The organism is Thermosynechococcus sp. JY1331 (assembly GCF_031583475.1).
GTDB lineage: Bacteria > Cyanobacteriota > Cyanobacteriia > Thermosynechococcales > Thermosynechococcaceae > Thermosynechococcus.
The window spans coordinates 1,012,983-1,036,089 of record NZ_CP134180.1 but is presented as its reverse complement, the minus strand read 5'-3'; the positions used below and the strand labels follow the sequence as shown (position 1 = coordinate 1,036,089).

Below are 23,107 nucleotides of genomic sequence, written 5' to 3'. Positions count from 1 at the left end.
AGCAGCAACGAAGTTCTCGTAGTCAAGATATATTGATAGAGCAAAGGTTGGGGCAATAGAGGACAGGCCAATGATGAAAAAACTGGTGCGCTCACTGAAACATCGCTATCCCCGTCCGGGGTATCGGCGGCGGCAGCGGGGGTTTACTCTGCCTTTGGTCTTGGGCATGGGACTGATCATGATCGTGGTTGCCCTAACCCTGCTCTCGCGATCGCAACTGGATGTGACCACTGCCAGCCTGCAAAAACAAACCCAGCAGGCCTTTGCGGTGGCTGAAGGCGGTATGGCTCGTACCCTTGGCTTACTCAATGGCAACTACCAGATTCTGCTGCGCCGCACCTACAATCCTGACACCAATACCAATTTTAATCCCTCCCGACCCTACCTTATTGATCGAACCACAGATGCCACAAAGATTGGCCAACCCAATACCTCCGGTCTTGAGGTTCCCGCAGTCGACCAATGGACAGCGGCGAGCCTTGATTCTGATGCGCCCCCCTGCTTTACCCTCGATAACCTAAATACGATTGTCCTCAACGGCACAATTGGCACCCCTGTGCAGGGCAATTACCGTATTCTCTCCTATCTCTACGATGCGCCAACGCAAACCGGACACCTGTTGATCGAAGGTCGCTTGCCCAATAACTCGCCGGCGAATGCCTTCATCTTGCAAAAGATGGTAATTACGGATCGCAGCGTGCCCTCCAACTTCCCTGGCCTGCTGGCACAAAGCATTAACCTCGGCAACAATGATGTCTTTGGCACCGTCAACGGCAACGTGATCTGCACCAATCCTGCCAACTGTGTGGTTCCCCAAGCCCAGTGCCAAAATGGCCAGCCGACCCAACAGGGACTGCGCAGTGCCATCGGAGCGCTCAATAACGCGATTATTGAGGGGACGATCGCCATCAACAAGATTAACCTACCGCCTTTTCCTGAAGCACCCAATCCGGTGGGTGGTTCCGTGCTAGGGAGTGTTCCCCTGACTACGCTACCCAGTTGGTTGCCATCCAGTCAAATTACCGACTTTCAGCAAGCCCTGCAAGCGGCAGGCGGCTACAGTCAAGGTGCCTACGCCAACTTTCCGATTCCAGGACAAGGCCGAAATCCTCCCCAAGACTCACAGGACATTACAGGTAGAACAACTGACCAAAACTTTCCCCGTCCGGGCGATCGCCCCTACGTTGACCCTGACCCCAACATTCCCTTCTTTATCCCTGATCCCCTACGCCCCGAGAAGCGAATTGTCAACCCAGAGAAAGTCTATTACGCCTATCGCATTCGCAACATTAACCTCAGTGGTAACGAGAGGGTGACATTTAATACGACGAACTATGCCATTCGCCTCTACGTCAGTGGCAACATCTCCCTCAGTGGTAATGCAGGGATTGACAACACCTGTAGCCCCAATAGTTCCACCTGCGGTACCGACGCTAATATGGGACTTCCCAGTGGTGTCGGCACGCCCGATCGCCTACGCATCTATGGCAATCCCCCAGACCCAACCAATGCGATACCTGACCAAGAATTCACCCTTAGCGGTGGTGCCACGGCAGGAAGTGTCTTTGTTTATGCGCCTGATGCGAAGGTAGGCATCAATGGCGGCAGTCGCGAGCCAGATATCTTCGGTGCAGTTTGGGCAAAAACGTGGAATGGTTCTAGCTCCAACAATGCTGAAATCAGGGTACCCGATCGCCTACCGGAAGCCTTGGGAGGCAACTATGTCAATGCTTCAATTGTTGTGGCACGCACCACCGAAGCGAGCAACTGGAACCGCCTAGCCCAGTACTAAATTCGGAGGTAATGTTGATGACTCGTCGTAAGTTCTATTTCCACTGGCTGGTGCAGCAACGTTCCCAAGGCTTTACCCTTGCGGAGGTCTTGGCTTCCATTCTGGTGATTAGCCTCTTTACCCTAGCGGCGATGCAGGCCATTGTTGTCGCTGCCTTTTTCCAAGCGGATGCCCGTAAATTTGCCGAGGCCAGTCACTGGATTCAAGACGATCTGGAAAATATCAAAATTGTTGCCTACGATCTTTGCCAAACCAAGTTTGCCCAACGCAAGCTGGCAGCACCCGCCCAAGGCAATGACACCACCTTAACACTGGCACTCATTCAATCGGGTGAAAGTGACTACGATCAAGCCATGCCCCCAGAGTATCGCACCGGGGGTGCCTGTCCAGTAACTTCACCCACGGATGGGTTTCGAGTGGGCGATCGCGTTCTCATTGGTTCGGACTCGGGCACACGCCGTATTCTCTCTATGTCAGCCAACACAATTACCTTGGACTCGCCAGTAGGGGGCTATCGGGGGGCGGGTACTCGTGTCTATGCCCGCTGTCGGATTCAAGCCAATGAAACCAATGGCATTGATGGTGGCTTTGGTGCCTACCTGCAAACCTTGATTCCGCCGATGAACAGCAGCAATAATAGTCGCCCCATTGTCAATGACACGTTTACGATGACGCGCACACCCACCACCCGTGCTGAGGCACCTTTCCAAACCCTAGAACTGGCCTATTCTGTGCGCAATAGTAACAACCGCGTCGTTGCTCAACTATCAACCGAGGTAGTGCCCAATGCGTTTTTCCGCTGTCCGTGAGCAGGGCATGACCCTGATTGAAATCCTGATTGTCCTGACGGTGGCAGCGATTTTAGCGGTGGCTGTCACGCCGAGCTTTCTCTATTGGCTAGAAACGCAGTGGGTCAACCAAGCTCTTGAAAGCTTAGAGGGGGCACTACGGGAAGCGCAGCGGGAGGCAATGCGGCGCAACCAAGCCTGTCGAGTGACGATTAACACAGGCACCAATCCCACTATCGCGGGGGATCCACCCCAATGTCTGCCCAATGGGCCGCGCCAACTGGAAAATGTAACCCTGCGTCGAGGAACAGGAACTGCCGCCGTACGGTTTGGCTTTCAGGGGCGCACCAGTAGTACAGGCACTATTGTCATTGCTTCTACCAATAATCCCACCCTTCAGCGCTGTTTGGTGGTGTCCTTGGGATTGGGGATTATGCGCACGGGCAGTTACCTTGCAACGGACACCACGGGTATGACTGCCAACAACTGTCAAGCACGCAACTAGAGGGGCATAGATATGCAGGGTTGGCGCAGAAGCGATCGCGGCTTTACATTGACGGAGTTACTGGTGGCGGCTGCCGTTGGCAGTATTGTTGTGGCCATGAGTGGTTGGGCAATGGTGGCTATCCTGCAAAACAATCGTCGTGTTGAAGAGCAGGCAATTACCCGCATGAACCTGAGCCGCGCCCTCGACTTTATCTCCGATGATATTCGCTCAGCCATTCGCATCTCAACCACGGCACCCCCAGATTGGGTCATTCCCAGTGGTGGCTACCAGTTGGTGATGTTTATAGAAAAACCAGCGGATAACCTAGAGGAACAGAACGACGGCACCCTCGCCAGTACGACCCGTGTGGCCTATTACACCCGTCCCAAGACGAGCAATGTGGTGTGGCGAGGCCCGATGATTCTCTATCGCCAAAAAATTGGTGACTCTACCCCCAATGCGTTGATTGATGGCATTGCCAACACGAGTCCCAACTGCACCAATAACTTGCCGGGCGCTGTTGACAGTGGCACCAACAAAGGAGGGTTTCGCGTCTTCGTTCAGCACAATCGCAATGTCAAGCTCTGCATTGCTGGTTTGGTGGAGTCAACGGGTACGGTTTACCAAGCAGAAACCCTTGCCGCCGTGCGATCCGGATCTGCGACCCCCACTCCCTAGCGGCAGCAGCATTCCTTGAGAGGTACTTTTGGGAACACTGATAGCTTCTCCTCTTCACTCGGATAGAATAGGCTCAAAACGGTGAAAGTTCCTAGGGAACGGGATGACCTCCCCTTTACTTTACGTACCCCCTGTTTGACAAAAGGGTCATCGTTTTTCTATTGCTGCTGTTATAGGGATGCAACCATGATTTGGCTTTTTTATAGTCTGATGACTATTCTTGGCATTGGTCTGCATTTGTGGCGACAGCCTCACCAGCGTACACGGGCAGGGATCATCCATGTCAGCTTGCTGTACCTACTGGTTATTTTTGTGGGAATTGGGGGGGTGATGAGTGCGTTGGTGCATACGTTTGATGCTGCAGCGACGGCTCGCAAAATTGGCTGGTTACCGGGGAGTCCTTTCCAATTTGAGGTCGCAATGGCGAATCTGGCCTTTGGGATTCTTGGCCTGCTCTGCATTTGGCAACGAGGATTGTTCTGGTCAGCAACAGGAATTGGTTTCTCGGTCTATGTGTTGGGATGTGCCTATGGCCACTACCAACAGATGTTGCTGGGAAATTTTGCCCCCTACAATGCTGGCTGGGGGATTTGGCTTTACGATGTTGGCGTACCGTCGTTGATCTTGACATTGCTGTGGGGTCGCAGTCGCTGGAATGTGTCCCACCCTCATAGGAATGTGAGTAAATCCTAACACCAATCGCCCTCAGAGCTGGTGACCTAGTGATTTTCAACTTAACAGAACAGGCGCGATCTCAAGGGGGAGTGTAGGATAGGGAAGGCGTGATTGAAATCCTTTGGCTGCGTTGTCCCTATGCCTCGTCGTACCGATATTTCAAAAATTCTCATTATTGGTTCGGGTCCGATTGTCATTGGTCAAGCCTGTGAATTTGACTATTCGGGAACCCAAGCCTGTAAGGCGTTGCGCGAGGAAGGGTACGAGGTGATCCTGATTAACTCCAACCCCGCCACCATCATGACGGATCCCGAGACCGCCGATCGCACGTACATTGAACCCCTCACCCCGGAAATGGTGGAAAAAGTCATTGCCGCCGAACGCCCCGATGCCCTACTGCCGACCATGGGCGGACAAACGGCGCTGAACTTGGCGGTGGCTCTGTCAAAATCGGGAGTGCTGGATCGCTATGGCGTGGAGTTGATTGGTGCCAAATTACCCGCCATTGAAATGGCCGAGGATCGCAAGCTCTTTAAGGAGGCAATGCAGCGCATTGGGGTGGGGGTGTGTCCGTCGGGCTTGGCCAATACCCTCGAAGAGGCGCGGGCGATCGCCCAAGAGATTGGGGTTTATCCCCTGATTATTCGACCGGCCTTTACCTTGGGGGGCAGCGGTGGTGGCATTGCCTATAACCAAGAGGAATTTGAAGAGCTTGCTGCCGCTGGTCTGGAGGCTAGCCCGGTCTCGCAAATTCTCATTGAGCAGTCCCTGATTGGCTGGAAAGAATATGAGCTAGAAGTCATGCGGGATATGGCCGATAACGTGGTCATTATCTGCTCCATTGAGAACGTGGATCCCATGGGTATCCATACCGGGGACTCCATCACTGTCGCACCAGCGCAAACCCTGACGGATAAAGAGTATCAGCGGCTGCGGGATGCTGCCATCAAAATCATTCGGGAAATTGGCGTAGAAACGGGCGGATCAAACATTCAGTTTGCCGTTAACCCCGAAACAGGGGAAGTGATCGTGATTGAAATGAATCCCCGTGTCTCGCGCTCCTCAGCACTCGCTTCTAAGGCAACTGGCTTTCCCATTGCCAAAATGGCGGCGAAATTGGCTGTGGGCTACACGCTGCCGGAAATCCCCAACGACATTACCAAGAAAACCCCCGCTAGCTTTGAACCCACGATTGACTACGTGGTCACCAAAATTCCCCGCTTTGCCTTTGAGAAGTTTCCCGGCTCGCAGCCGGTGCTGACCACCCAAATGAAGTCCGTTGGTGAAGCCATGGCCATTGGCCGCACATTCCAAGAGTCCCTGCAAAAAGCCCTGCGATCGCTGGAAACCGGACGCGCCGGCTGGGGGTGCGATCGCCCCGAAAAACTCCCCAGCCTTGAACAACTGCGGGGGAAACTGCGCACACCCAATCCCGATCGCATCTTTGCCATTCGCCACGCCTTCCTCTTGGGGATGACCGTTGAAGAGGTTTATGAACTAACCGCCATTGATCCGTGGTTCCTGCGGCAGCTGCAGGGACTCCTAGAAACGGAAAAATTCCTCAAGCGCAGCAAACTAGAGCAACTCACCGCTGATGATCTCTGGCGGGTCAAGCAGCAGGGCTTTAGTGATGCCCAAATTGCCTACGCCACCAAAACCACCGATGATCAGGTGCGGGCCTATCGCCAATCCCTCGGTGTTGTTCCCGTCTATAAAACCGTGGACACCTGTGCGGCAGAGTTTGAAGCCTACACCCCCTACTACTACTCCACCTATGAGCGGCCGGTGGAGCAAATTAACCCCGATACCGGCGATGTTGAATTACTGCCCCCGCAATCGGAAGTGCTGCCCCCCCGCAAGCCGCGGGTAATGATTCTTGGCTCAGGGCCAAACCGCATTGGTCAAGGGATTGAATTTGATTACTGCTGCTGCCATGCTTCCTACGCGCTGCGGGCGGATGACTATGAAACAATCATGGTCAACTCCAATCCTGAAACGGTTTCCACGGATTACGACACCAGCGATCGCCTCTACTTTGAACCCCTGACGAAGGAAGATGTCCTCAACATTATTGAGGTGGAGCGCCCCGTCGGCATTATTATTCAGTTTGGCGGTCAAACGCCGCTGAAACTCGCCTTACCCCTCCAGCAGTACCTCGAAACCCATGGCGATCGCCTCGGAACGCAAATCTGGGGCACCTCGCCCGACTGCATTGATATTGCCGAAGACCGCGAACGCTTCGAGAAAATCTTGCGGGAGCTGAATATCCCCCAACCCCCCAATGGCACCGCTCGCAGTTACGCCGAAGCCCTGAGTATTGCCCAGCGCATTAGCTACCCCGTAGTGGTGCGCCCCAGTTATGTGCTCGGCGGTCGCGCCATGGAAATTGTCTATTCCGATGCCGAACTGGAACGCTATATGAACGAAGCCGTGCAGGTGGAGCCAGAGCGACCAATTCTCATTGATAAGTATCTGGAAAACGCCATTGAAGTGGATGTGGATGCCATTGCTGATGCCAGCGGTACCGTGGTGATTGGTGGGATTATGGAACACATCGAACAAGCCGGGATTCACTCTGGGGATTCTGCCTGTAGTTTGCCCACCCAATCCCTTTCTCCTACCGTGTTGGAGACCATTCGCAGGTGGAGTATTGCCCTCGCCAAGGCCCTCAAAGTGGTGGGGCTGATGAACCTACAACTGGCAGTACAAGGGGAGCAGGTCTATATTTTGGAGGCCAACCCGCGGGCATCCCGTACGGTGCCCTTTGTCTCCAAGGCGATCGGTATTCCCCTTGCTAAAATGGCTGCCCGCCTGATGTCAGGCAAAACGCTTGCAGAACTCAATTTCCTCGATGAGAAGATTCCCAACCATGTCGCTGTTAAGGAAGCGGTTCTGCCCTTTGAAAAATTTGCCGGTACGGATACGGTACTGGGGCCAGAGATGCGCTCTACGGGTGAAGTGATGGGGATTGACATGACCTTTGGTGCTGCCTATGCCAAGTCTCAACTGGCGGCCAATCAAAGGTTACCTTTGAAAGGAACTGTTTTTGTATCGATGAGCGATCGCGACAAGGCAGCGATTGTGCCCGTGGTGCAGGAGTTGCAGTCCCTCGGCTTTCGGATTATTGCCACCGAAGGAACCCGCAATGCTCTGCTTGAGGCGGGTCTGAGTAATATTGAACTCATCCTCAAGCTCCATGAAGGGCGTCCCCATGTCCTCGATGCGATTAAAAATGAGCAGATTCACCTGATTCTGAATACGCCCTCGGGTCAGGAAGCCCGTACCGATGCCCAATTGATTCGTCGCACCGCCCTTGCCTACAAGATTCCAATTGTGACGACGATCGCCGGTGCCAAGGCAACGGCTGCCGCCATTAAAACCCTGCAAACCTCAACCCTAGGGGTACGGGCACTTCAGGACTACCATCGGGCAGAATGCTAAACATTGGTTTTGGCAACTACGTCTCACCGCAGCGACTGCTGGCGATCGTCAGCCCCGACTCTGCTCCCATCAAGCGCCTAATTCTCGAAGCACGGCAGCATCATCACCTCATTGATGCCACCCACGGACGGCGGACTCGTGCCGTACTGGTCTTGGATGGGGAGATTGTTGTCCTCTCGGCGCTGCATCCTGAAACGTTGGTGGCGCGACTCAACCCACCCCCCTAGACGCCTCTAAAACATCAAAAAATAATCGTCACCCGCAGTGAGTCGGTGTAGAGGCCGGGGGCAACCCACTGCTGGGCAGGAATGCGACCGTAGATCATCAGTGTATTGAGGACATTGTTGCCGGGAATAAACGGCCCCCGTTGCTGTGTGCCCCCAGTGCCATCGCCCCAAATGATACTGCGATTAGCATCAAGATAGAGGTTATAGTTCAGGCGATCGCTCCCACTGCTCATTTGTCGCGGTGTAAAACTATTGCTGCCCCCTTGGCTCAGTTGAACCGTTACGGGTCGGTTATTAAAGCTACCAGCCCCACTCCCCACACAGACAAATTGGACTTGACCAGTGGTATCCAGAGGAATGGGCGAAAAAGGATCATAGCTCCCAAAGTTTAACCCGGTCACACTTTGAAACTGACAACCCGTCCCCTGAGCCTGTGCGGCTGCCCAATACCCAAGGCAACTGAGGCCAGTGATGCATCCTATCGTGGCGAGTCGGGCAACGAACATGAGACTTCCCCTACATCAGTAAAGAGATCGTCACTGGGTGGCAGTGTCAGTTGGAACGTACAGCGCAGTTGCTCGTAGGTCACTTCAGCAGTGTAGGTTCCTGCTTCTAGGGTATCAAAGTAAAATTCTCCCCTTGGCGAGAGGGGCGATAGGATTGTTTCCTTGTTGCGTTCTAGGGTGAGTTGTCCCAAATTGGGAATGATTTGCTCACTGCCCCGCAAAATCACCACTCGTCCGACATAGTTGCGACTGGGGCGGACATCAAAGCGGGCGATCGCTCCCCCACGAAAAGGCGGTGCAATCAGTAGCTCGGTGCGGCCAATGGCAAAATCAATGGGAATATCCTGATCCTCAATCCGCAAGGCATTGCCGTAGTAGGGCAGCAAGTCTGGAATCAAAATTTTACCGCGACGATTCGTGCGACCAATTTCCTGATTGCTTAAGTAGGTGCGCACACCCCCCACATTGGGCACATCCACCAAAACAAAACTCCCCTGCACCGGTCGCGTGGCAAAAACTTCACCGCCAATTGTGACGAATCCCCCTTCCACCACCACTTGCGCCTGTCCTGTATCCCCTGCCTGCGCGTAGCCAATTTGGTAGCGGCTCCAGGGGGCATTGTAAGAAAATGTGCCACTGACAAAGGCCTGCTCATTGGCCTGAAGCACCTGTCCCTGATAGCCATAGCCGACGCCCACCGGGAGCGATCGCGAGACGTTGAGGAAAGGAACCCCCTGATTTCCCTGTTGCAGCCAGCCAGTGTTAAGTGTCACTGCATTGTTCAGAAAGTAGTTAAACGTAACACTGATTTGGTTCACTGGCTGATCACTGCCAGAAAGGAAGCGCGAACCTTGCAGGTATAGACTGAGATTGCGGCGGAGTTGCACTTGAGCGAGAATCGTTGCCTGTTGCCGCACCACTTGATCGCGGGGGTTGGTAAAAAAGTACTGACCACTGATTGTTACCCGCGACCCCAGATTCAGAGTGGCATTGGCAAAGCCCTCTAACTGCGGGCGATCGTCCCCCAAACCCAAGCCAGTATTGACATAGTTGCCACTGAGGAGGCGCACCCCACCACCAAAGGCCAGCCGCCGCCCCGGATAGTTGTAGCCAACAGCAACCCCACTCCCCAATTTTCCCTCAGTGGTACTCACCGCCGCCGCCACATCCAGCGTGCCAATGGGAATCGCCGTACTCAGGTTCAAGCCCGCATTCAAAAGATCGCCATTGCCTTCCAGACGTGCCCCTAGGGTCAAGTTATGCAAAATGCCCTGCCGATAGGCCGCCAAAAATTGCACCTGATCTCCGTAGCTGAAATTCTCCGTGCCAAAATTTTCCCGCTCGGCACCGGCAGCCACAATAAACTCCGATAGTCCAGGGCGCAATAACGTAAACGACTGGACAAAATTACGGCTAAAGACCTGTTGATTGCCCTCAGCATCCTTTATCACAATTCGCAAGCGATTAAAGCCCCCAAAGGCGGGCAAATTTTTGAGAATAAACGGCCCCGGCGGTAACGTCACCTGCCGAATCAGCAAGTTATTCAGGTAAATTTCTGCGCTGCTGGGGGTGGTTACCTCACCCCGAAAGTCAAAGGCGGGTTGGCGAATCAGGTAAGGGCTAAGGCCAAAGTTGCGTTCCCAAACAATGCCCCCCCAAAGGCCACCCCCGCCCAACAGGTCACTGCTGATAAACGCATCCCCTAGGGTCAAAGTTGTGAGATGGCGCCGATGATCCAATCTAAAAGCGGTGAGTCCCCGTTGCAGGTTGCCATCGGCAGTCAACCCCAGCGTTGAGGTGAGGGCATTGCCACCAAAGCTAATCGCCACTTCACTGGCAGCCGTCAGTTGTTCAAAGTTATTCCAAAAAACACCATAGTTCAGGTAGGCACTTAAGGGTTGGCTATAGCGAATCCCCGGCGGTTCATTACTCGGTTTAAAGTCAATGACCGTTTGTGGCAGTTGGGCTGCTCCCACCTGTAACCGTAGCACTAAGTTGGCATCATCCCGCTGGAATGTCATCTGCGGTGCCAACGACTGCAAGGAGACGTGCTCAATGCCTTGGATGATTTCGCGGCGACCGCCAATCTCCCTCAGACCGGCATTCACTAGATCTTGCAAAGGGATGAGCACATCATCGCCACGCACCAAAACAATCACATCCCCCTTGGTAACGCGATTCACCTCAAGGGTATAAATGGCAGAGACTTCTGCTTGGGCAGAGACTGGAGCAGCCATCAGGAGGTTACTAAGCGCAAACGCCGTTGGGAGTAGAAATTTCAGTTGTAAGGGAGGGGTTGGTGCCCACAGACTGTAATTTGACTTGGCGCACTTGGGCACAGTTGGTTTGTGGTAGAGGAATATTCCTAAAGGGGCGATCGCGATCGGCCAAAACATACACAGAATCTAGCGTCCGCTCGAAAACAACCGTCCCCCGCTCATTCAGCCCCTGTACGGTTATGCCAAGGGTTTGAATGTGAACATTACCACGATTGCGGAGTACAAAACTTAATTTGCCCCCTTCAACCCGACCATTCAAAATTTCGCCTTGGCGCTGGATATTGGCGGGTTGGACAAAAACGGGCAGGCTAAAGGTCTTGATAATGCGAATGGCAGCCCCTTGGGTTTCTGGCACATTGGCTGGGGGCAATTCTGTCACTAGGAGGCGATAGGTTTGCTCTTCAGTGGTTGCCGGTTGCCGTACCCCAACCCGTAAAGTCCGCTGTTCTCCTGGCGGTACCGACAGCAAGACAGGGAAAGCCACGACATTGCCATCGCTTTCCGTTAGCTCCTCTTGGCCATCGGCGGTTTGCTGCCAGCGGCGGACACTAATCTCAAAGTTAATCGGCACCTGCCCCGTATTGGTCAGGGTCAACAATGCCGTTCGCTGACGCGGTGAGAGAAACACCTGCACCGCATTCAGATAAAACTCCGAGGATTGTGCTCCCACCCTTGAAGACATGCCAAGGGCAATGACTGTGGCCAGCAGGGCAAACCGCCACCCCAATAGAAAGCGCACGCTAGAACGAGACAGTGACTTGAACCGTATCAATATAGGCACCGGGTTTTAGCTGATCTAGAGTACCGGACGGTAAGTTATCTGCTGCGAGAATCCGACCGTAGATGGGGAAGTTTGCAGGAGATGCATTAGGTGCTGTGTACTCGACAGCATTACTGAGATCACAGCCCCAAACTTCACTTCTCGCAGCATCTTTGTATAATCCATAGGGAAGACGAGCATCCGCATTGGCCATCTGGCGCAGAGGAGCAGTACAAGAAGAGCTCGATGAAGCGTTGCTTCCTTCGTCCAGCTTAATAGTCGCTTGAGTCTTAGGTAAGCACTTGACACTCACTTCACCTTGGGCATCCAAGGGCGTTGTTGCATGGGCACCCAATGGATCATAGGTACCAAAGTTGATATTTTGAGTACCCGTAATTTTGCAGGCTGGGTTGACGTTTGCTTGAATTTGGATATTTGTGGTTTGGGGCGAAGTTTGGGCTTTGGCAGCCTGTGCCATTAACAGAGGCAGTACGCCCCCCGCCGCAGTAAGAAATAGACCGAGAAAAATCCGTTTGAGCAGGAATGAGAAAGTCATCGTCAAACCCCCTTATGAGAACAGCAAAAAGTTTAGACCCCAATTTTTGATGTTACTCTAATACTGAATGTAGCAAACCTTTAGGGATAACTCGCGGTGAGCTTGCAACACATACTAGCAGTAACAATACTACAGCATCCCCCCCTTGCCTACCGTGATTTCACGGAGGTTTTATCTTTCCTTTAGAAAGAAACAATAATCTGAACCGTATCGATATAAGTACCCGGTGTCAGTTGATTCAGAGTCCCTAAAAGTGCAAGAGCTTGACCCGATGGGATGCGACCGTACACGATAATGTCTTTGACGCTAGCATTGGTCGCACTGTAGTCCACATCATTCAGGAAGTTACAGCCCCAAATGTCAAGAGGGGAGTAAGAACTATCCCGATACAAAAAATAAGGAAGGCGAGCGGAGCCAGAAGCCATACGCCGCAGCGGTACAAGACAACTGGACAAAGCAGCAGGATAACTCCCCTGATTCAGCCGAATGGTTGCTTGGGTGCCCGGTAAGCATTGCACACTCACCTGACCTTGGGCATCTAGCGCTTGGGTGTAGTGGGTACCGAGGGGATCATAGGTGCCAAAGTTAATATCCTGAACACCCTTAATCACACAGGCTGCCTTCACCGTCGCCTGAACGTTGATGTTACTGGTTTGAGGTGAAGTTTGAGCATGGGCGCGCTGAGCCGTTAGGAGTGGCAATAGACCACTGGCAGCAGTCAAAAATAAACTTATTGGGTAGAGCTTTAGCCTCAGAAAACAGGGGTGATGCATAAGACTCTTCTCCCAACAGTTCATCAGTATTTTAATTGCTAGAGTGAACCCTACAAATTGCTAATTATGAATTTGGAGAGCACTCAGTCATGACTTGTAGGCCAAGCTTACGCAAGCCTAATGTGAAGGTGTGCGGCGAATTCACAATTGCAGCCGTTAGAGGGACACTGTCAATCTTACACCACTTACAGGACTTATGAACAGAGAATTTTAACTACGCAACAAAAGTTAATCTAAAGATTGGCACCCCCAAGCGTCAGGATCATCGTTGATGGGATGCGATCGCCATCGAAGGCAGTCTCAAAAATATTTTTGTAATGTTGATTGACCCCATTTTACTTGAGTGTATGCTAGTGCCTAGGAAAATTTTGTAGCCCTTTGATTTGGAGTGATTGCTGTGTTGCCAGACTTGCCAAGTTTTGATGCTTTGCTTCAGAGTTTGCGTAATATTGACACCCTAACCGAGTGGGAAATGGCGGTTCTGGGCATTATTGTCATCGTGGTTGGCATTTCTCTAGGGAACTGGGTCTGGCCAAGGATTTTGCAGGGGCTATTTATTCTTCTGTATCTTGGTGTAACTGCTATTCCCCTATTTTTGGTGGCGAACGGTATTCTACACCAGTGGCAAGATGTGGTCTTTAGCTGCCTAGTTATCGGCTTTTTGGGGTCAATCCCGTTACTCCCCTTTTTTGCTGTTTCCAGTATTCAGCGAAAAATAGATGGCCTCAAGCAACAGGTGAACACACCACCTGCATCAGCTCCTATTAATTTCGAAAGGGAGTGAGATATTTTCAAGAGGGATAGGCTATACTCAAAGCGTCATGAATCTTACTCAAGAACATGAGCTATAGCTTGGACTGACGAGAGCGGGTTGTCTCCTACATCCAGCAAGGTGGCAAAATCAGTGAAGCGACTCAAATCTTTCAGGTCAGTCGCGCCACCATCCATCGCTGGCTGAAGCGAGACGACTTAGCCCCCACAGTTGTCCCCCGTCGTCCTTGGAAGCTGGATTGGGCGGCCTTAGCAGCGGATGTTGCTGCCCATCCCGATGACCGTTTAATCGACCGTGCCCAGCGATCGAGTGGAGTCTGAGTATGGGTGGTCAGCGCGAGGCGAACGAATTGATGGAGAGCGAGCGGGGAAGCGTCAGAAAAGAGAGAGTTGAGTCGCAGGACGGTATAGACATCAGAAAGACTTCATCGCCCCAATGCTGTTTTGCGGGTATTTCAATGCGGTAGGGTTTGTGAGTTGGTTGAGTCAGTACTGTTTGCCGGTGTTAAAGAGACCGTCGTTGTTGATGATGGATAATGCACCGATTCATCCGAAAGGGGCGATTCAGGAAGCGGTCAAAGCGGCGGGTCACGCGGTGTTATTTTTACCGAAATACTCTCCTGATTTGAATGTGATTGAGCACGACTTCAGTGCGTTGAAGCGAGCGCGGATGTATGCAGGGTCAAACAGTTCGATTGATGAGGTGATTCGCAAGTATTGTGCTGGATAATGTCTCATTCTTTATTGGAATAGCTATATGTTTTGAGCCTCAAGGGCAATCCACGGCACCTGTATTCTACTCAGTCTTGACGGTGGGGTAGAGCGGTTGGCACAGGTGGTGCGTTGCCATGCCATTGTCTGAGTATGCGTTTGCCCTGTGGGCAAAGACACAGGGCTTCAAAACTACGGTAATCTTATAGAGAAACTAGAGTATTGCTGGCAGTGCTATGGGCATCACTATTGAAAACGTTTCTAAGTCCTTTGGCTCCTTTCAAGCGGTCAAGCAGGTGGATTTGGATATTGCCAGTGGCTCTTTGGTGGCGCTGTTGGGGCCTTCAGGTTCCGGCAAATCAACCTTACTGCGGCTGATTGCGGGTTTAGAGATGCCCGACACTGGCCGGATTCTGCTCACGGGCAAGGACGCCACCTATCAAAGTGTCCAAGAGCGTAATATTGGCTTCGTCTTTCAGCACTATGCCCTTTTTAAGCACATGACTGTGCGCCAAAATATCGCCTTTGGCCTAGAGCTGCGCAAGGTGCCCCGTGCCAAGATCAAAGCTCGGGTTGAGGAGTTGCTCGAGTTGGTGCAGTTGGCTGGCTTGGGCGATCGCTACCCCTCTCAGCTCTCTGGCGGACAACGCCAGCGGGTGGCTCTTGCCCGTGCCCTTGCCGTAGAACCCAAGGTGCTATTGCTGGATGAACCCTTTGGTGCCCTCGATGCCAAGGTACGTAAGGAACTGCGAGCATGGCTACGCCACCTCCACGATGATGTCCATGTGACAACGGTCTTTGTGACCCACGACCAAGAGGAAGCCATGGAAGTGGCCGATCAAATCGTGGTCATGAACAAAGGTCAAGTGGAGCAGGTGGGTACCCCCGCGGAAATTTACGACCATCCCGCTAGCCCCTTTGTGATGAGCTTTATTGGCCCTGTGAACGTCGTGCGCTCCCGTGTTTTTCAGCCCACCGAAGACACAGCCCCCCACTGCGATATTTTTCTGCGCCCGCGCGACATCATTATTGAGACAAGTCCCAATGGTAACACCGTCCCAGCTCGCATTCACCGCATCATTCACTTGGGTTGGGAAATTCAGGTGGAACTGCGCCTAGACGATGGGCAGGAATTGATGGCACACCTATCGCGAGAGCGATTTGACGAGCTGCGCCTTGAACCCCAACAGCAGGTCTTTATTAAGCCACGGGAGGCAAAGTCCTTTCCCCTGTATTACAGCATTTAGGCACGAAAAAAAATCAGTCCATCCCTTGAACAAACCAAGCCAAACTTGCTATGCTAACAAAGCAACGCAATGGGGTGTCGCCAAGCGGTAAGGCAGCGGGTTTTGGTCCCGCCATTCGGGGGTTCGAATCCTCCCGCCCCAGTTAGGTTTTAGACAGCAATGTCACAAATATTACCCTCATTACTGGCCTTAGATTTTGATGGCGTCCTCTGCAATGGCCTGCGGGAATATTTTCAAACCAGTTGGCAGGTATATCAGCAGGTGTGGCCTGAGCAGCCCCTTGCGCTTTCCCTAGAGGAACTAGAAAGGCAATTTGGTCAATTGCGCCCTGTGATTACGGTGGGTTGGGAAATGCCACTCCTGTTGCGAGCAATTGTTGAAGGCACCTCTACTCAAGAGATTCTCCAAAACTGGCCAAAGGTGCGCGATCGCCTACTTGCTACCTACCATCTCACTGCCACCGATTTGGGAGAACGAGTGGACGGCCTGCGCGATCGCTGGATTGCAACGGACTGGCAAAGCTGGCTAGCACTCCATGACTTTTATGACGGTGTCATAGCCGCTTTACAACGCTGGCAAGCCCAAGGTCAACCCCTCGCCATTGTCACCACCAAGGAGCAGCGCTTTGTTACGTATTTGCTAGAGCAAGCGGGCATTTCCTTTCCGCCAGAGGCGATCTATGGCAAAGAGCAACGGCAGCCAAAGCCTGTGATTCTTGAGGCGCTGCAGTCAACCTATGGCGCTCCCCTGTGGTTTGTTGAGGATCGCCTTGGGGCACTGTTACAGGTTGCGGATACGCCGGCGCTAGGGGAAACAGAACTCTTCTTGGCGATATGGGGCTATACCACTGCTGGCGATCGCGCCCAAGCCGAGGCACATCCGCGCATCCATCTCCTCAGCCAAGAACAATTTTGTGAATTTCCCCACTGGCTTTGCCCCTAACCCCTTGTCTTTCAAGGTGGTTTTCTCTATACTGGAAAAGCTGCGAAACAGCGTGGGTCGCTAGCTCAGCGGTAGAGCACTCGGCTTTTAACCGATTGGTCTTGGGTTCGAATCCCAGGCGACCCATTTGAGTTAACTATCCAGTAGGCGGCGGAGTTCTGCCATATCGTCATCAATAGATTTACTTTGAGAGGATGCACTGGGGCGTGGCGCGTCCTGCACTTCGGGGGTAGAGACGTTGATATTAATATTTAACTGACTGCTGCCACTGGAGGTCTGGGGGAGTGTCCCCGCAGAGGGGGCATCGGGCAATAAGCCCATTTGCCGCTTCATTTCTAGCAGTTCAAATTCCACATCTTGTTTGTTGGCGCTGCTTTGGAGCGCTTGGAATTTACTTTCAAGAGTATCGCCACTCAGTTCAGCGATCGCTTGGGAGCGGGCTTCCATTTGCAGGACTTTATCTTCCATACGCTCAAATGCCGCCATCGCATTGGAGGTACCCACCTTGCTGACTGCTTGATGAATCTGCTCAGAGGCTTTGGCTGCCCGGACACGCGCTTTGAGCATTTCCTTCTTCGTTTTCGCCTCAGAAATTTTGCTTTCAAGGGCGGTCAAGTTGTCCTTAAGGGTTTTTACTTGGACTGCCATTTGATCCACTTGGGCTTTAAGGGCGGCAGCGGTATCTGCAGCAGTTTTCTTACGGTTCAAGGCTTCCAACGCGAGGGCTTCATCTCCTCTACTGAGGGCAAGACGTGCCCGCTCTTCCCACTGTTGGGAATCCTTAAGATTTTGGGCGTACTGCTGCTCTAGTCGTTTCTGAGCAGCAATGGCTTGAGCAACGGCTTGGCGCAACTTCACCAAGTCCTCGTTCATGTCAATAATTGTTTGCTCAAGGATTTTTTCTGGATCTTCAGCAGCACTGACAATGGCATTGAGATTAGAGCGAATCACCATGCCGACACGATCAAGTAAACCCATGCTTTGCCTCGTCAATAACTCGCTGACTCTACTCTAGCGCATGGCTTTTATTTACATGCCCATGATGCAGTAACCGGCGTCCACATAAAGAATTTGACCAGTGATGCCACTGGCTAGATCGCTGGCAAGAAAGGCTGCTGTGTTGCCCACCTCTGTTTGGGTCACCGTGCGCCGCAACGGAGCTGTGGCTTCCACATGGTGAATCATGTCGAGAATGCCCCCCACTGCTGAGGAAGCCAAGGTGCGAATTGGACCAGCGGAGATACCATTGACACGGATCTTCTGAGGCCCCAATTCTGCCGCGAGGTAGCGCACATTCATTTCTAGGGCTGCCTTGGCAATCCCCATGACATTGTAGTTCGGCACAACCCGTACACCCCCCAAATAAGTCAGGGTAATGATTGACCCGCCGTTGGTCATCAATGGTTTAGCGGCACGGCTGAGAGAGATCAGGGAGTAGGCACTGATGTCGAGAGCGAGATTAAAGCCTTCAAGGGAGACGGCGGAAAAGTCACCACTGAGATCTTCTTTTTGGGCAAAGGCCAAGCAATGAATCAAAATATCTAAGCCACCCCATGTGGATTGAATCGCCGCAAAGGTCTCGTCAATTTGTTGAGGTTGCTGCACATCTAGCGGCAGGAGCAACTTGGGGGCAAGGGGGGCTGTCAGTTCCTCGACCTTTTGCTTCAGCTTTCCCCGCTCGTCGGGAAGATACGTCACTGCCAGTTCAGCACCTGCTGCATGGAGCTGTTGGGCAATCCCCCAAGCAATGGAGCGATTATTGGCAATGCCGGTCACAAGGGCGCGTTTTCCCGATAGGTCTAGGAGCATAGGTACAGCCAGTGTGAAGGATCTAACCCTCTGATCGTACCAGAGGGGCTGCTGCCTTTAGCGCCAGCGTAGGACTTGGGTTTTCAAGGGGTTGACAAATTCCCGTCCCTCTTGGGTGGCTTTCTCGTACTCCCGCTTAAGCTGGTAATACCATTTAGCTTGGTAATCGGCCTCCTTGATAAGCGTCAACGGTGGCTTGTACTTTAGGCCTTCGCTTTGCTTGGCCACAATGCGCAAATCTTGGTTGAGAAATTCCCGCGCTAAGGGAGCCAGTAAGGTTTTCAGGGGGGCGAGCCATGGAAAGGTCCAGTAGTAGGTGGCGGTGAGTTCAGTCTCCTGATCGTTAATGGGGGTAAGGGTAATCAGAAAGCAAAAGGTGTGGCGATCGCTATAGTTGGTTTCGATGCGAATCCCTGGCAGCCGATAGATAATTTCCACCTCCGGGTGGCCGCCCAGAATATGGTGTGCCCACGACTTGCGCAGGAGGGGATGCCGCCGCATGGTAAAGCCATAGGGCGACGGATCAAAGGTTTTTGCCTTCTCAAAGAGCTTGCCCCGCTTACGCCACCACCACGCCCCATGGACAAAGGGCGCATGGGAGGGATCCATAAAGTTAATAAACACCTGATCCAGATGTCCCGGAAAGATGAATTTTTGCACCGCTTGGGGTTGGGTCTCGGCGCTAAATCCGGGCACAAGGGGAACCTCTAGAGTGGGTTCACTAACATTGCGCTCATTGGCCGGCAAAAAAATCCAGAGATTGCCCTGCACCTCGCGTACGGGATAACTCAACACACCAAAGTGCTTGAGATCCACATCGCTATCACTGGTCAGGGAGGGAATCAGCGTACAGTGGCCATGGGCATTGAAGCGCCAGCCGTGGTAGGGGCACTCCACCTCTTCCCCATCAAAGTGACCATAGTGCAGGGGAATGCCACGGTGAGGGCAGAGATTGCGCAGCGCAAAGGGCTTGCCTGAAGTGGTACGGCAGAAGAGAATAGGCTCCCCTAAAAGCACCTTGGCTTGGCAGCGACCCGGCTTGAGATCAGCGGCTGGCAGGCCATAGTACCAGATATTGCGCAAGAAACTACTACCCTCATGGAGGGAGAATGAAGTGCTGCTGGAGTTCATAACCAGACTCTACCAGATGCTTGGCAATTATTTTCTACGTTACGCCGAAGCAGCCGTCAAGTCAGTCACATACCGCAGCAAGATCCCCTTCTGACCAATAATGAACCCTTGATCGGGGCCAAAGAAGAGAATTTTATAAAAGTTTGAGGGAACGTCTTTGACGTCGATATCCTGCTGCCACGTTTGGCCACCATCTTGGCTACAGAGCAGCATGCCGGCACCCCCTGCTAGCCATACTTCATTGGGTGTGCGATAGGCCAGATCAAGGAAGCCAACACTATTGCGACGCAGGGGACTCAGCAGTTCTCCCCAGTTTTCGGAATTGTCTGGATCAGAGAAGGCAATTTTACCGCCATTGACAATCATCCAGAGCCGACCATCCGGGGTAAAGCCCATATTGTGGACACGGCGCGAGGTGGTGCGATTGTGGGGTTGCCAAGCGGTTTGTCCTGGTTCCCACGTGGAGTAAAAGCTCCCCCGCGAGGAGACAGCCACATACTCCCCAGAGGGGGAACGGTTGAGGTTGCGCATGACCCCAATGGCTTCTTGGACTAATGCTTGCCAGTTTTTGCCGCTGTCTTTGGTACGGTAAATGGCGCCTACATCGGTCATCATTTCCGCAGCGCCATTGCCAAGGGCTTTGATCAGGCGGGGTGAGCCGGGGAGTTTGGGATTGAGGGGAATTTGACTCCAAGATTGGCCACCATCGGTCGTGTGCAGCATAATGGGTGGCTCGCCGACAATCCAGCCCTCGTTCCCTTGGAAGCTAACGCTGTTGAAGCGATAGTCGGGATTATCTAAAACCAGCGTACGTGGTTCCCAAGTTTGACCGCCGTCGCGAGTTTCCATCAGTGTGGCATTGGCACCCACCAACCAACCGTGATTACGGTCAATAAAGCTCATATCGAGAATGGTTGAGGTGGTTGGTAGTTGGATGGCTTCCCAAGGGTTGTAGTCCAAGGCGGGGATGGCAAGGGCAGAGGTACTCAGGCTCATCCAGAGGACAACGGTCACCAGTAGCCAATGCAGGAACTTGATTCCTTTCATTTTTTGCCAATAACTGTCAATTTGTTTAGCGAACATTATAGAAACTCAGTAGAAAAAGAACGGCAAGGGCAAGACCACCAAAAATGAGGATATTTTTTTGGCCGGGGGTGAGGCGATTCACACCCAAGCCGTAGTTCAGATTTTCCTTGAAGCCTGAGGGGAATCCCACAGGTCCAATGTTGCTAAATTGCTTTTTCGGAGCACTGCACACTGGACACCGCCAGTTCACGGGGAGATCAGCAAAGGCTGTCCCCGGCGGAATCGAGCGATTCTCGTCTCCCTTTGAGGGTTCATAGATGTAGCCGCAGGCACGGCACTCAAACCGATCTAAGGGCGCAACATCAGGGGTTTCGGCGGTCATACCTCAAGAAATTTTTAAGATTTGCGACATACATCTTAATACTACGGGATTTAGGGGCGTTTCTTGTGATGAGGGCAGGGGAGTTTTCAGGACAATACTGCGAAACTCTAAGACATGTAACGAAAGATCAGACCTTGGCAACATAAATATAAAGAAAAGATTAGGGAAGCCAGCCCTGCCAAGAAGTGATGCCATGATAAGGGTATTCAATTGAGGTCAGCCCATATAGACCTTAACCTTAAATCTCCTTTAATATTCCGTAGAATGCTGGCTTCCATATCATCAAGGGGGCTGGCATTTTACTTTTGGGGGTAGAATAGAGGCCTGCACTTTCTATGGGTCGCCTGTGACTCCCACATTGTGTTGGCACTATCCACCGCTCCAAGCAGGAATTCTCTGTCGGCGCTATCAGCGATTTTTTGCGGAGATTGAGTTGACCTCTGGCGATCGCATCACAGCCCACTGCCCGAATACAGGGCCGATGACAGGAATCTGCCAAGTGGGTGCCCCCGTTCACGTCTCCTACCATGCAGATCCCAAGCGCAAGCTGGCCTATACGTGGGAAATGATTTTCGTTGATGGCACGTGGGTGGGGGTAAATACGAGTTTGCCGAATCGGGTGATTGCTTCGGCATTGGCGGCAGGCATCCTACCGGAACTAGCTGGGTACGGCACTCAGCAGCGAGAGGTGGCCTATGGTCAAGAGCGCAGCCGCATTGACTTTTACTTGGCGGATCATCCCCAACAGCCCCCTGCCTATGTTGAGGTGAAAAATACCACTTGGGCGCAAGGGGGGTTAGCCCTGTTTCCTGATACGGTGACCATGCGAGGTCAAAAGCATCTGCGGGAACTGCAATGGCTACGGCAAACCCAGCCAGACACTCGTGTGTGTATGGTCTACTTTATTAATCGCGGTGATTGCGATCGCTTTGCGCCGGGAGACAGTGCCGATCCCACCTATGGACAACTCTTACGCGCCGCCTACAACCAAGGGGTGGAAATTTTGCCCTATCGTTTTGCCATTGAGCCAACGGGCATTCAGTTTTTGGGAACGGCCAAGCTGGTACTCTAGGACACTTGACTGAGTTCAATCAGATTGCCATCGGGATCTGCGACAAAGATTGCGGCTCGTCCTGAGGTACTGCGCTGCAAGGGAATTTGGGCTGCCACTAGGCGTTGTTCGAGACTGGCTAAATCAGTTATGCCAAGGGCAAAGTGGGGGTTACGTCCCCACCGCTGATCTTGACAGCGATCGACCACCTGCTCTGCTGGGATGAGATGAATTTGCACCGTACCGATTTGATACCAGCGGCCGGGGAATTTCAGGGGGCGATCGACGGGGGTAAGACCTAGCAACCCTTCATAGAAGGCCGCAGCTCGCTGCAAATCCGTGACGTTAATAGCAACGTGGAGAAAGACCATCAGGAATTGGCGGGTTGCGTCACCCCTAGGCGGATTTCTGAGCAAAAGGAGGCCATGCTAAAGCCACCGAAGCGCTTGAGAATACTGGTGCGCAGGCGTAAATTGGGACTGGCAAACCAGAGTCGCTCCTCAGAGTACATGGTTTCGTATTCGGTAATCAGTGTTAGGGCACCATCACTGCCCATACTGAAGCGACCGGCAACCGGTGCTTTTTCGGCATAGCCCATTTCCCGCAGGAGCTTGCCTTCCATCCGCGACCCCTGATCCATGATCGGCACCAATACCGTCGAGCCTTCGTGCTTTTCGGTATCCCATTCCATCGTGCCGTCCCAACTGACCCGTGCACCGCACACTGCCCAAGCCGGATCCATGTCATATTGCTGACACAGGGCAATGACCGCAGGATCATCCACAGACAGTAATTCAATGGTTAACTGAGACTTGCCTGACTCAGTTTGCTTAAAGGCCAAGTGATGACTGGTACGTTGGGAAAACCAGCGGCCAGCACTTTGGGCAAAAAAGTCGCGGATGTCCATACCTGCGCACACTATGTAATGGGGACAAGATCAGTATTTTTGAGTCTTTTTTTAGGGTACACCGTCTCTTCGATTCCTTCCAAACGATCGCGCCGAGGAAAGATGCAGTCAAAGATTAACAATGTAACAATATGTAAACGAGTTTAAGATTTAAGATAGAAGTAGGTT

At 52.6% G+C, this 23,107-nt stretch carries 23 protein-coding genes, 2 tRNA genes and 1 pseudogene; 14 read left to right on the top strand and 12 right to left on the bottom strand.

Going from position 1 to position 23,107, the window contains the following annotated elements:
* Positions 1-70 precede the first annotated feature (70 nt).
* The 7 genes from RHJ31_RS04925 (at position 71) to RHJ31_RS04895 (ending at position 8,088) form a co-directional block, all read left to right on the top strand.
* Positions 71-1,792, top strand: a complete 1,722-nt coding sequence (locus RHJ31_RS04925) for a hypothetical protein (protein ID WP_302677573.1) — start codon at positions 71-73, stop codon at positions 1,790-1,792.
* A gap of 17 nt (positions 1,793-1,809) precedes the next feature.
* The gene (locus tag RHJ31_RS04920; RefSeq protein WP_302677572.1) at positions 1,810-2,601 is read left to right on the top strand and encodes a prepilin-type N-terminal cleavage/methylation domain-containing protein; all 792 of its coding nucleotides are present in this window, start codon (positions 1,810-1,812) and stop codon (positions 2,599-2,601) included.
* On the top strand, positions 2,579-3,085 hold the full coding sequence (locus RHJ31_RS04915; protein ID WP_302677571.1) for a GspH/FimT family pseudopilin: 507 nt from the start codon (positions 2,579-2,581) through the stop codon (positions 3,083-3,085). Before RHJ31_RS04920 ends, RHJ31_RS04915 begins: the two co-directional genes overlap by 23 nt.
* Positions 3,086-3,097: 12 nt before the next feature.
* A complete protein-coding gene (locus RHJ31_RS04910) occupies positions 3,098-3,745 on the top strand; it encodes a type II secretion system protein J (RefSeq protein WP_206200187.1) in 648 nt (215 codons plus the stop codon).
* A 186-nt stretch (positions 3,746-3,931) separates the two neighbouring features.
* Entirely contained in the window at positions 3,932-4,438 is a 507-nt protein-coding gene (locus tag RHJ31_RS04905; RefSeq protein ID WP_149819398.1) for a DUF6790 family protein, read from the top strand.
* Positions 4,439-4,558: 120 nt separating this feature from the next.
* On the top strand, positions 4,559-7,861 hold the full coding sequence (gene carB, locus RHJ31_RS04900; protein ID WP_302677570.1) for a carbamoyl-phosphate synthase large subunit: 3,303 nt from the start codon (positions 4,559-4,561) through the stop codon (positions 7,859-7,861).
* Positions 7,855-8,088, top strand: coding sequence for a DUF370 domain-containing protein (locus RHJ31_RS04895; RefSeq protein ID WP_149819402.1), 234 nt, complete (start codon positions 7,855-7,857; stop codon positions 8,086-8,088). The genes carB and RHJ31_RS04895 overlap by 7 nt, the downstream gene beginning before the upstream one ends.
* A gap of 14 nt (positions 8,089-8,102) precedes the next feature.
* On the opposite strand, the gene RHJ31_RS04890 is transcribed toward RHJ31_RS04895, so the two are convergent.
* The 5 genes from RHJ31_RS04890 to RHJ31_RS04870 all read right to left on the bottom strand — a co-directional run bounded on the left by RHJ31_RS04890 (position 8,103) and on the right by RHJ31_RS04870 (position 12,911).
* Positions 8,103-8,594 (bottom strand): spore coat U domain-containing protein, encoded by a 492-nt coding sequence (locus RHJ31_RS04890; protein WP_302677569.1) that lies wholly within the window; start codon positions 8,592-8,594, stop codon positions 8,103-8,105.
* Entirely contained in the window at positions 8,567-10,831 is a 2,265-nt protein-coding gene (locus RHJ31_RS04885; protein WP_302677568.1) for a fimbria/pilus outer membrane usher protein, read from the bottom strand. Before RHJ31_RS04885 ends, RHJ31_RS04890 begins: the two co-directional genes overlap by 28 nt.
* Positions 10,832-10,841: 10 nt before the next feature.
* Positions 10,842-11,612: a molecular chaperone gene (locus RHJ31_RS04880; RefSeq protein WP_302677567.1), complete on the bottom strand. Its 771-nt coding sequence runs from the start codon at positions 11,610-11,612 to the stop codon at positions 10,842-10,844.
* 1 nt (position 11,613) lies between these two features.
* Positions 11,614-12,189: a spore coat U domain-containing protein gene (locus RHJ31_RS04875; protein ID WP_206200192.1), complete on the bottom strand. Its 576-nt coding sequence runs from the start codon at positions 12,187-12,189 to the stop codon at positions 11,614-11,616.
* A 182-nt stretch (positions 12,190-12,371) separates the two neighbouring features.
* A complete protein-coding gene (locus RHJ31_RS04870; RefSeq protein ID WP_206200193.1) occupies positions 12,372-12,911 on the bottom strand; it encodes a spore coat U domain-containing protein in 540 nt (179 codons plus the stop codon).
* Between the two features lie 448 nt (positions 12,912-13,359).
* Between RHJ31_RS04870 and RHJ31_RS04865 the strand changes: the two genes are divergently transcribed.
* From RHJ31_RS04865 to RHJ31_RS04840, 6 genes and pseudogenes are all read left to right on the top strand, one after another.
* Positions 13,360-13,746: a hypothetical protein gene (locus RHJ31_RS04865; protein ID WP_149819415.1), complete on the top strand. Its 387-nt coding sequence runs from the start codon at positions 13,360-13,362 to the stop codon at positions 13,744-13,746.
* Between the two features lie 98 nt (positions 13,747-13,844).
* A pseudogene (locus tag RHJ31_RS04860) lies at positions 13,845-14,463 on the top strand (transposase).
* A gap of 217 nt (positions 14,464-14,680) precedes the next feature.
* The gene (locus RHJ31_RS04855) at positions 14,681-15,691 is read left to right on the top strand and encodes a sulfate/molybdate ABC transporter ATP-binding protein (protein ID WP_206200194.1); all 1,011 of its coding nucleotides are present in this window, start codon (positions 14,681-14,683) and stop codon (positions 15,689-15,691) included.
* A gap of 70 nt (positions 15,692-15,761) precedes the next feature.
* Positions 15,762-15,833: transfer RNA gene (locus RHJ31_RS04850), tRNA-Gln, on the top strand.
* Between the two features lie 17 nt (positions 15,834-15,850).
* Complete coding sequence (locus RHJ31_RS04845) at positions 15,851-16,633, top strand: HAD family hydrolase (protein WP_302677566.1); 783 nt, start codon at positions 15,851-15,853, stop codon at positions 16,631-16,633.
* A 54-nt stretch (positions 16,634-16,687) separates the two neighbouring features.
* Positions 16,688-16,759 (top strand) — tRNA-Lys (locus tag RHJ31_RS04840).
* Between the two features lie 6 nt (positions 16,760-16,765).
* Here RHJ31_RS04840 and RHJ31_RS04835 read toward each other — a convergent pair.
* Genes RHJ31_RS04835 through RHJ31_RS04815 form a run of 5 tightly spaced genes read right to left on the bottom strand, consistent with a single transcriptional unit; the run spans position 16,766 to position 20,981 of the window.
* Entirely contained in the window at positions 16,766-17,611 is an 846-nt protein-coding gene (locus RHJ31_RS04835) for a PspA/IM30 family protein (protein WP_206200196.1), read from the bottom strand.
* A 51-nt stretch (positions 17,612-17,662) separates the two neighbouring features.
* Positions 17,663-18,442: an enoyl-ACP reductase FabI gene (fabI, locus tag RHJ31_RS04830; protein ID WP_206200197.1), complete on the bottom strand. Its 780-nt coding sequence runs from the start codon at positions 18,440-18,442 to the stop codon at positions 17,663-17,665.
* 57 nt (positions 18,443-18,499) lie between these two features.
* Positions 18,500-19,573, bottom strand: a complete 1,074-nt coding sequence (locus tag RHJ31_RS04825; RefSeq protein ID WP_302677565.1) for an aromatic ring-hydroxylating dioxygenase subunit alpha — start codon at positions 19,571-19,573, stop codon at positions 18,500-18,502.
* Between the two features lie 39 nt (positions 19,574-19,612).
* Positions 19,613-20,620, bottom strand: coding sequence for a photosynthesis system II assembly factor Ycf48 (locus tag RHJ31_RS04820; RefSeq protein WP_302677564.1), 1,008 nt, complete (start codon positions 20,618-20,620; stop codon positions 19,613-19,615).
* Between the two features lie 25 nt (positions 20,621-20,645).
* Positions 20,646-20,981, bottom strand: a complete 336-nt coding sequence (locus RHJ31_RS04815; RefSeq protein WP_302677563.1) for a rubredoxin — start codon at positions 20,979-20,981, stop codon at positions 20,646-20,648.
* A 346-nt stretch (positions 20,982-21,327) separates the two neighbouring features.
* Here RHJ31_RS04815 and sfsA point away from each other — a divergent pair, with 346 nt between their 5' ends.
* On the top strand, positions 21,328-22,053 hold the full coding sequence (gene sfsA / locus RHJ31_RS04810) for a DNA/RNA nuclease SfsA (RefSeq protein ID WP_302677562.1): 726 nt from the start codon (positions 21,328-21,330) through the stop codon (positions 22,051-22,053).
* On the opposite strand, the gene RHJ31_RS04805 is transcribed toward sfsA, so the two are convergent.
* Both RHJ31_RS04805 and RHJ31_RS04800 read right to left on the bottom strand, forming a co-directional pair.
* Entirely contained in the window at positions 22,050-22,403 is a 354-nt protein-coding gene (locus RHJ31_RS04805) for a VOC family protein (RefSeq protein ID WP_302677561.1), read from the bottom strand. The two genes, sfsA and RHJ31_RS04805, sit on opposite strands and share 4 nt — an antisense overlap.
* The gene (locus RHJ31_RS04800) at positions 22,403-22,939 is read right to left on the bottom strand and encodes a phycobiliprotein lyase (RefSeq protein WP_206200202.1); all 537 of its coding nucleotides are present in this window, start codon (positions 22,937-22,939) and stop codon (positions 22,403-22,405) included. The genes RHJ31_RS04805 and RHJ31_RS04800 overlap by 1 nt, the downstream gene beginning before the upstream one ends.
* Positions 22,940-23,107: the final 168 nt, after the last annotated feature.

Coding starts and splice junctions, on each gene's coding strand:
- RHJ31_RS04925 (WP_302677573.1), top strand. CDS start 71: ATGATGAAAAAACTGGTGCGCTCACTGAAACATCGCTATCCCCGTCCG.
- RHJ31_RS04920 (WP_302677572.1), top strand. CDS start 1,810: ATGACTCGTCGTAAGTTCTATTTCCACTGGCTGGTGCAGCAACGTTCC.
- RHJ31_RS04915 (WP_302677571.1), top strand. CDS start 2,579: ATGCGTTTTTCCGCTGTCCGTGAGCAGGGCATGACCCTGATTGAAATC.
- RHJ31_RS04910 (WP_206200187.1), top strand. CDS start 3,098: ATGCAGGGTTGGCGCAGAAGCGATCGCGGCTTTACATTGACGGAGTTA.
- RHJ31_RS04905 (WP_149819398.1), top strand. CDS start 3,932: ATGATTTGGCTTTTTTATAGTCTGATGACTATTCTTGGCATTGGTCTG.
- carB (WP_302677570.1), top strand. CDS start 4,559: ATGCCTCGTCGTACCGATATTTCAAAAATTCTCATTATTGGTTCGGGT.
- RHJ31_RS04895 (WP_149819402.1), top strand. CDS start 7,855: ATGCTAAACATTGGTTTTGGCAACTACGTCTCACCGCAGCGACTGCTG.
- RHJ31_RS04890 (WP_302677569.1), bottom strand. CDS start 8,594: ATGTTCGTTGCCCGACTCGCCACGATAGGATGCATCACTGGCCTCAGT.
- RHJ31_RS04885 (WP_302677568.1), bottom strand. CDS start 10,831: ATGGCTGCTCCAGTCTCTGCCCAAGCAGAAGTCTCTGCCATTTATACC.
- RHJ31_RS04875 (WP_206200192.1), bottom strand. CDS start 12,189: ATGACTTTCTCATTCCTGCTCAAACGGATTTTTCTCGGTCTATTTCTT.
- RHJ31_RS04855 (WP_206200194.1), top strand. CDS start 14,681: ATGGGCATCACTATTGAAAACGTTTCTAAGTCCTTTGGCTCCTTTCAA.
- RHJ31_RS04845 (WP_302677566.1), top strand. CDS start 15,851: ATGTCACAAATATTACCCTCATTACTGGCCTTAGATTTTGATGGCGTC.
- RHJ31_RS04835 (WP_206200196.1), bottom strand. CDS start 17,611: ATGGGTTTACTTGATCGTGTCGGCATGGTGATTCGCTCTAATCTCAAT.
- fabI (WP_206200197.1), bottom strand. CDS start 18,442: ATGCTCCTAGACCTATCGGGAAAACGCGCCCTTGTGACCGGCATTGCC.
- RHJ31_RS04825 (WP_302677565.1), bottom strand. CDS start 19,573: ATGAACTCCAGCAGCACTTCATTCTCCCTCCATGAGGGTAGTAGTTTC.
- RHJ31_RS04820 (WP_302677564.1), bottom strand. CDS start 20,620: ATGAAAGGAATCAAGTTCCTGCATTGGCTACTGGTGACCGTTGTCCTC.
- RHJ31_RS04815 (WP_302677563.1), bottom strand. CDS start 20,981: ATGACCGCCGAAACCCCTGATGTTGCGCCCTTAGATCGGTTTGAGTGC.
- RHJ31_RS04805 (WP_302677561.1), bottom strand. CDS start 22,403: ATGGTCTTTCTCCACGTTGCTATTAACGTCACGGATTTGCAGCGAGCT.
- RHJ31_RS04800 (WP_206200202.1), bottom strand. CDS start 22,939: ATGGACATCCGCGACTTTTTTGCCCAAAGTGCTGGCCGCTGGTTTTCC.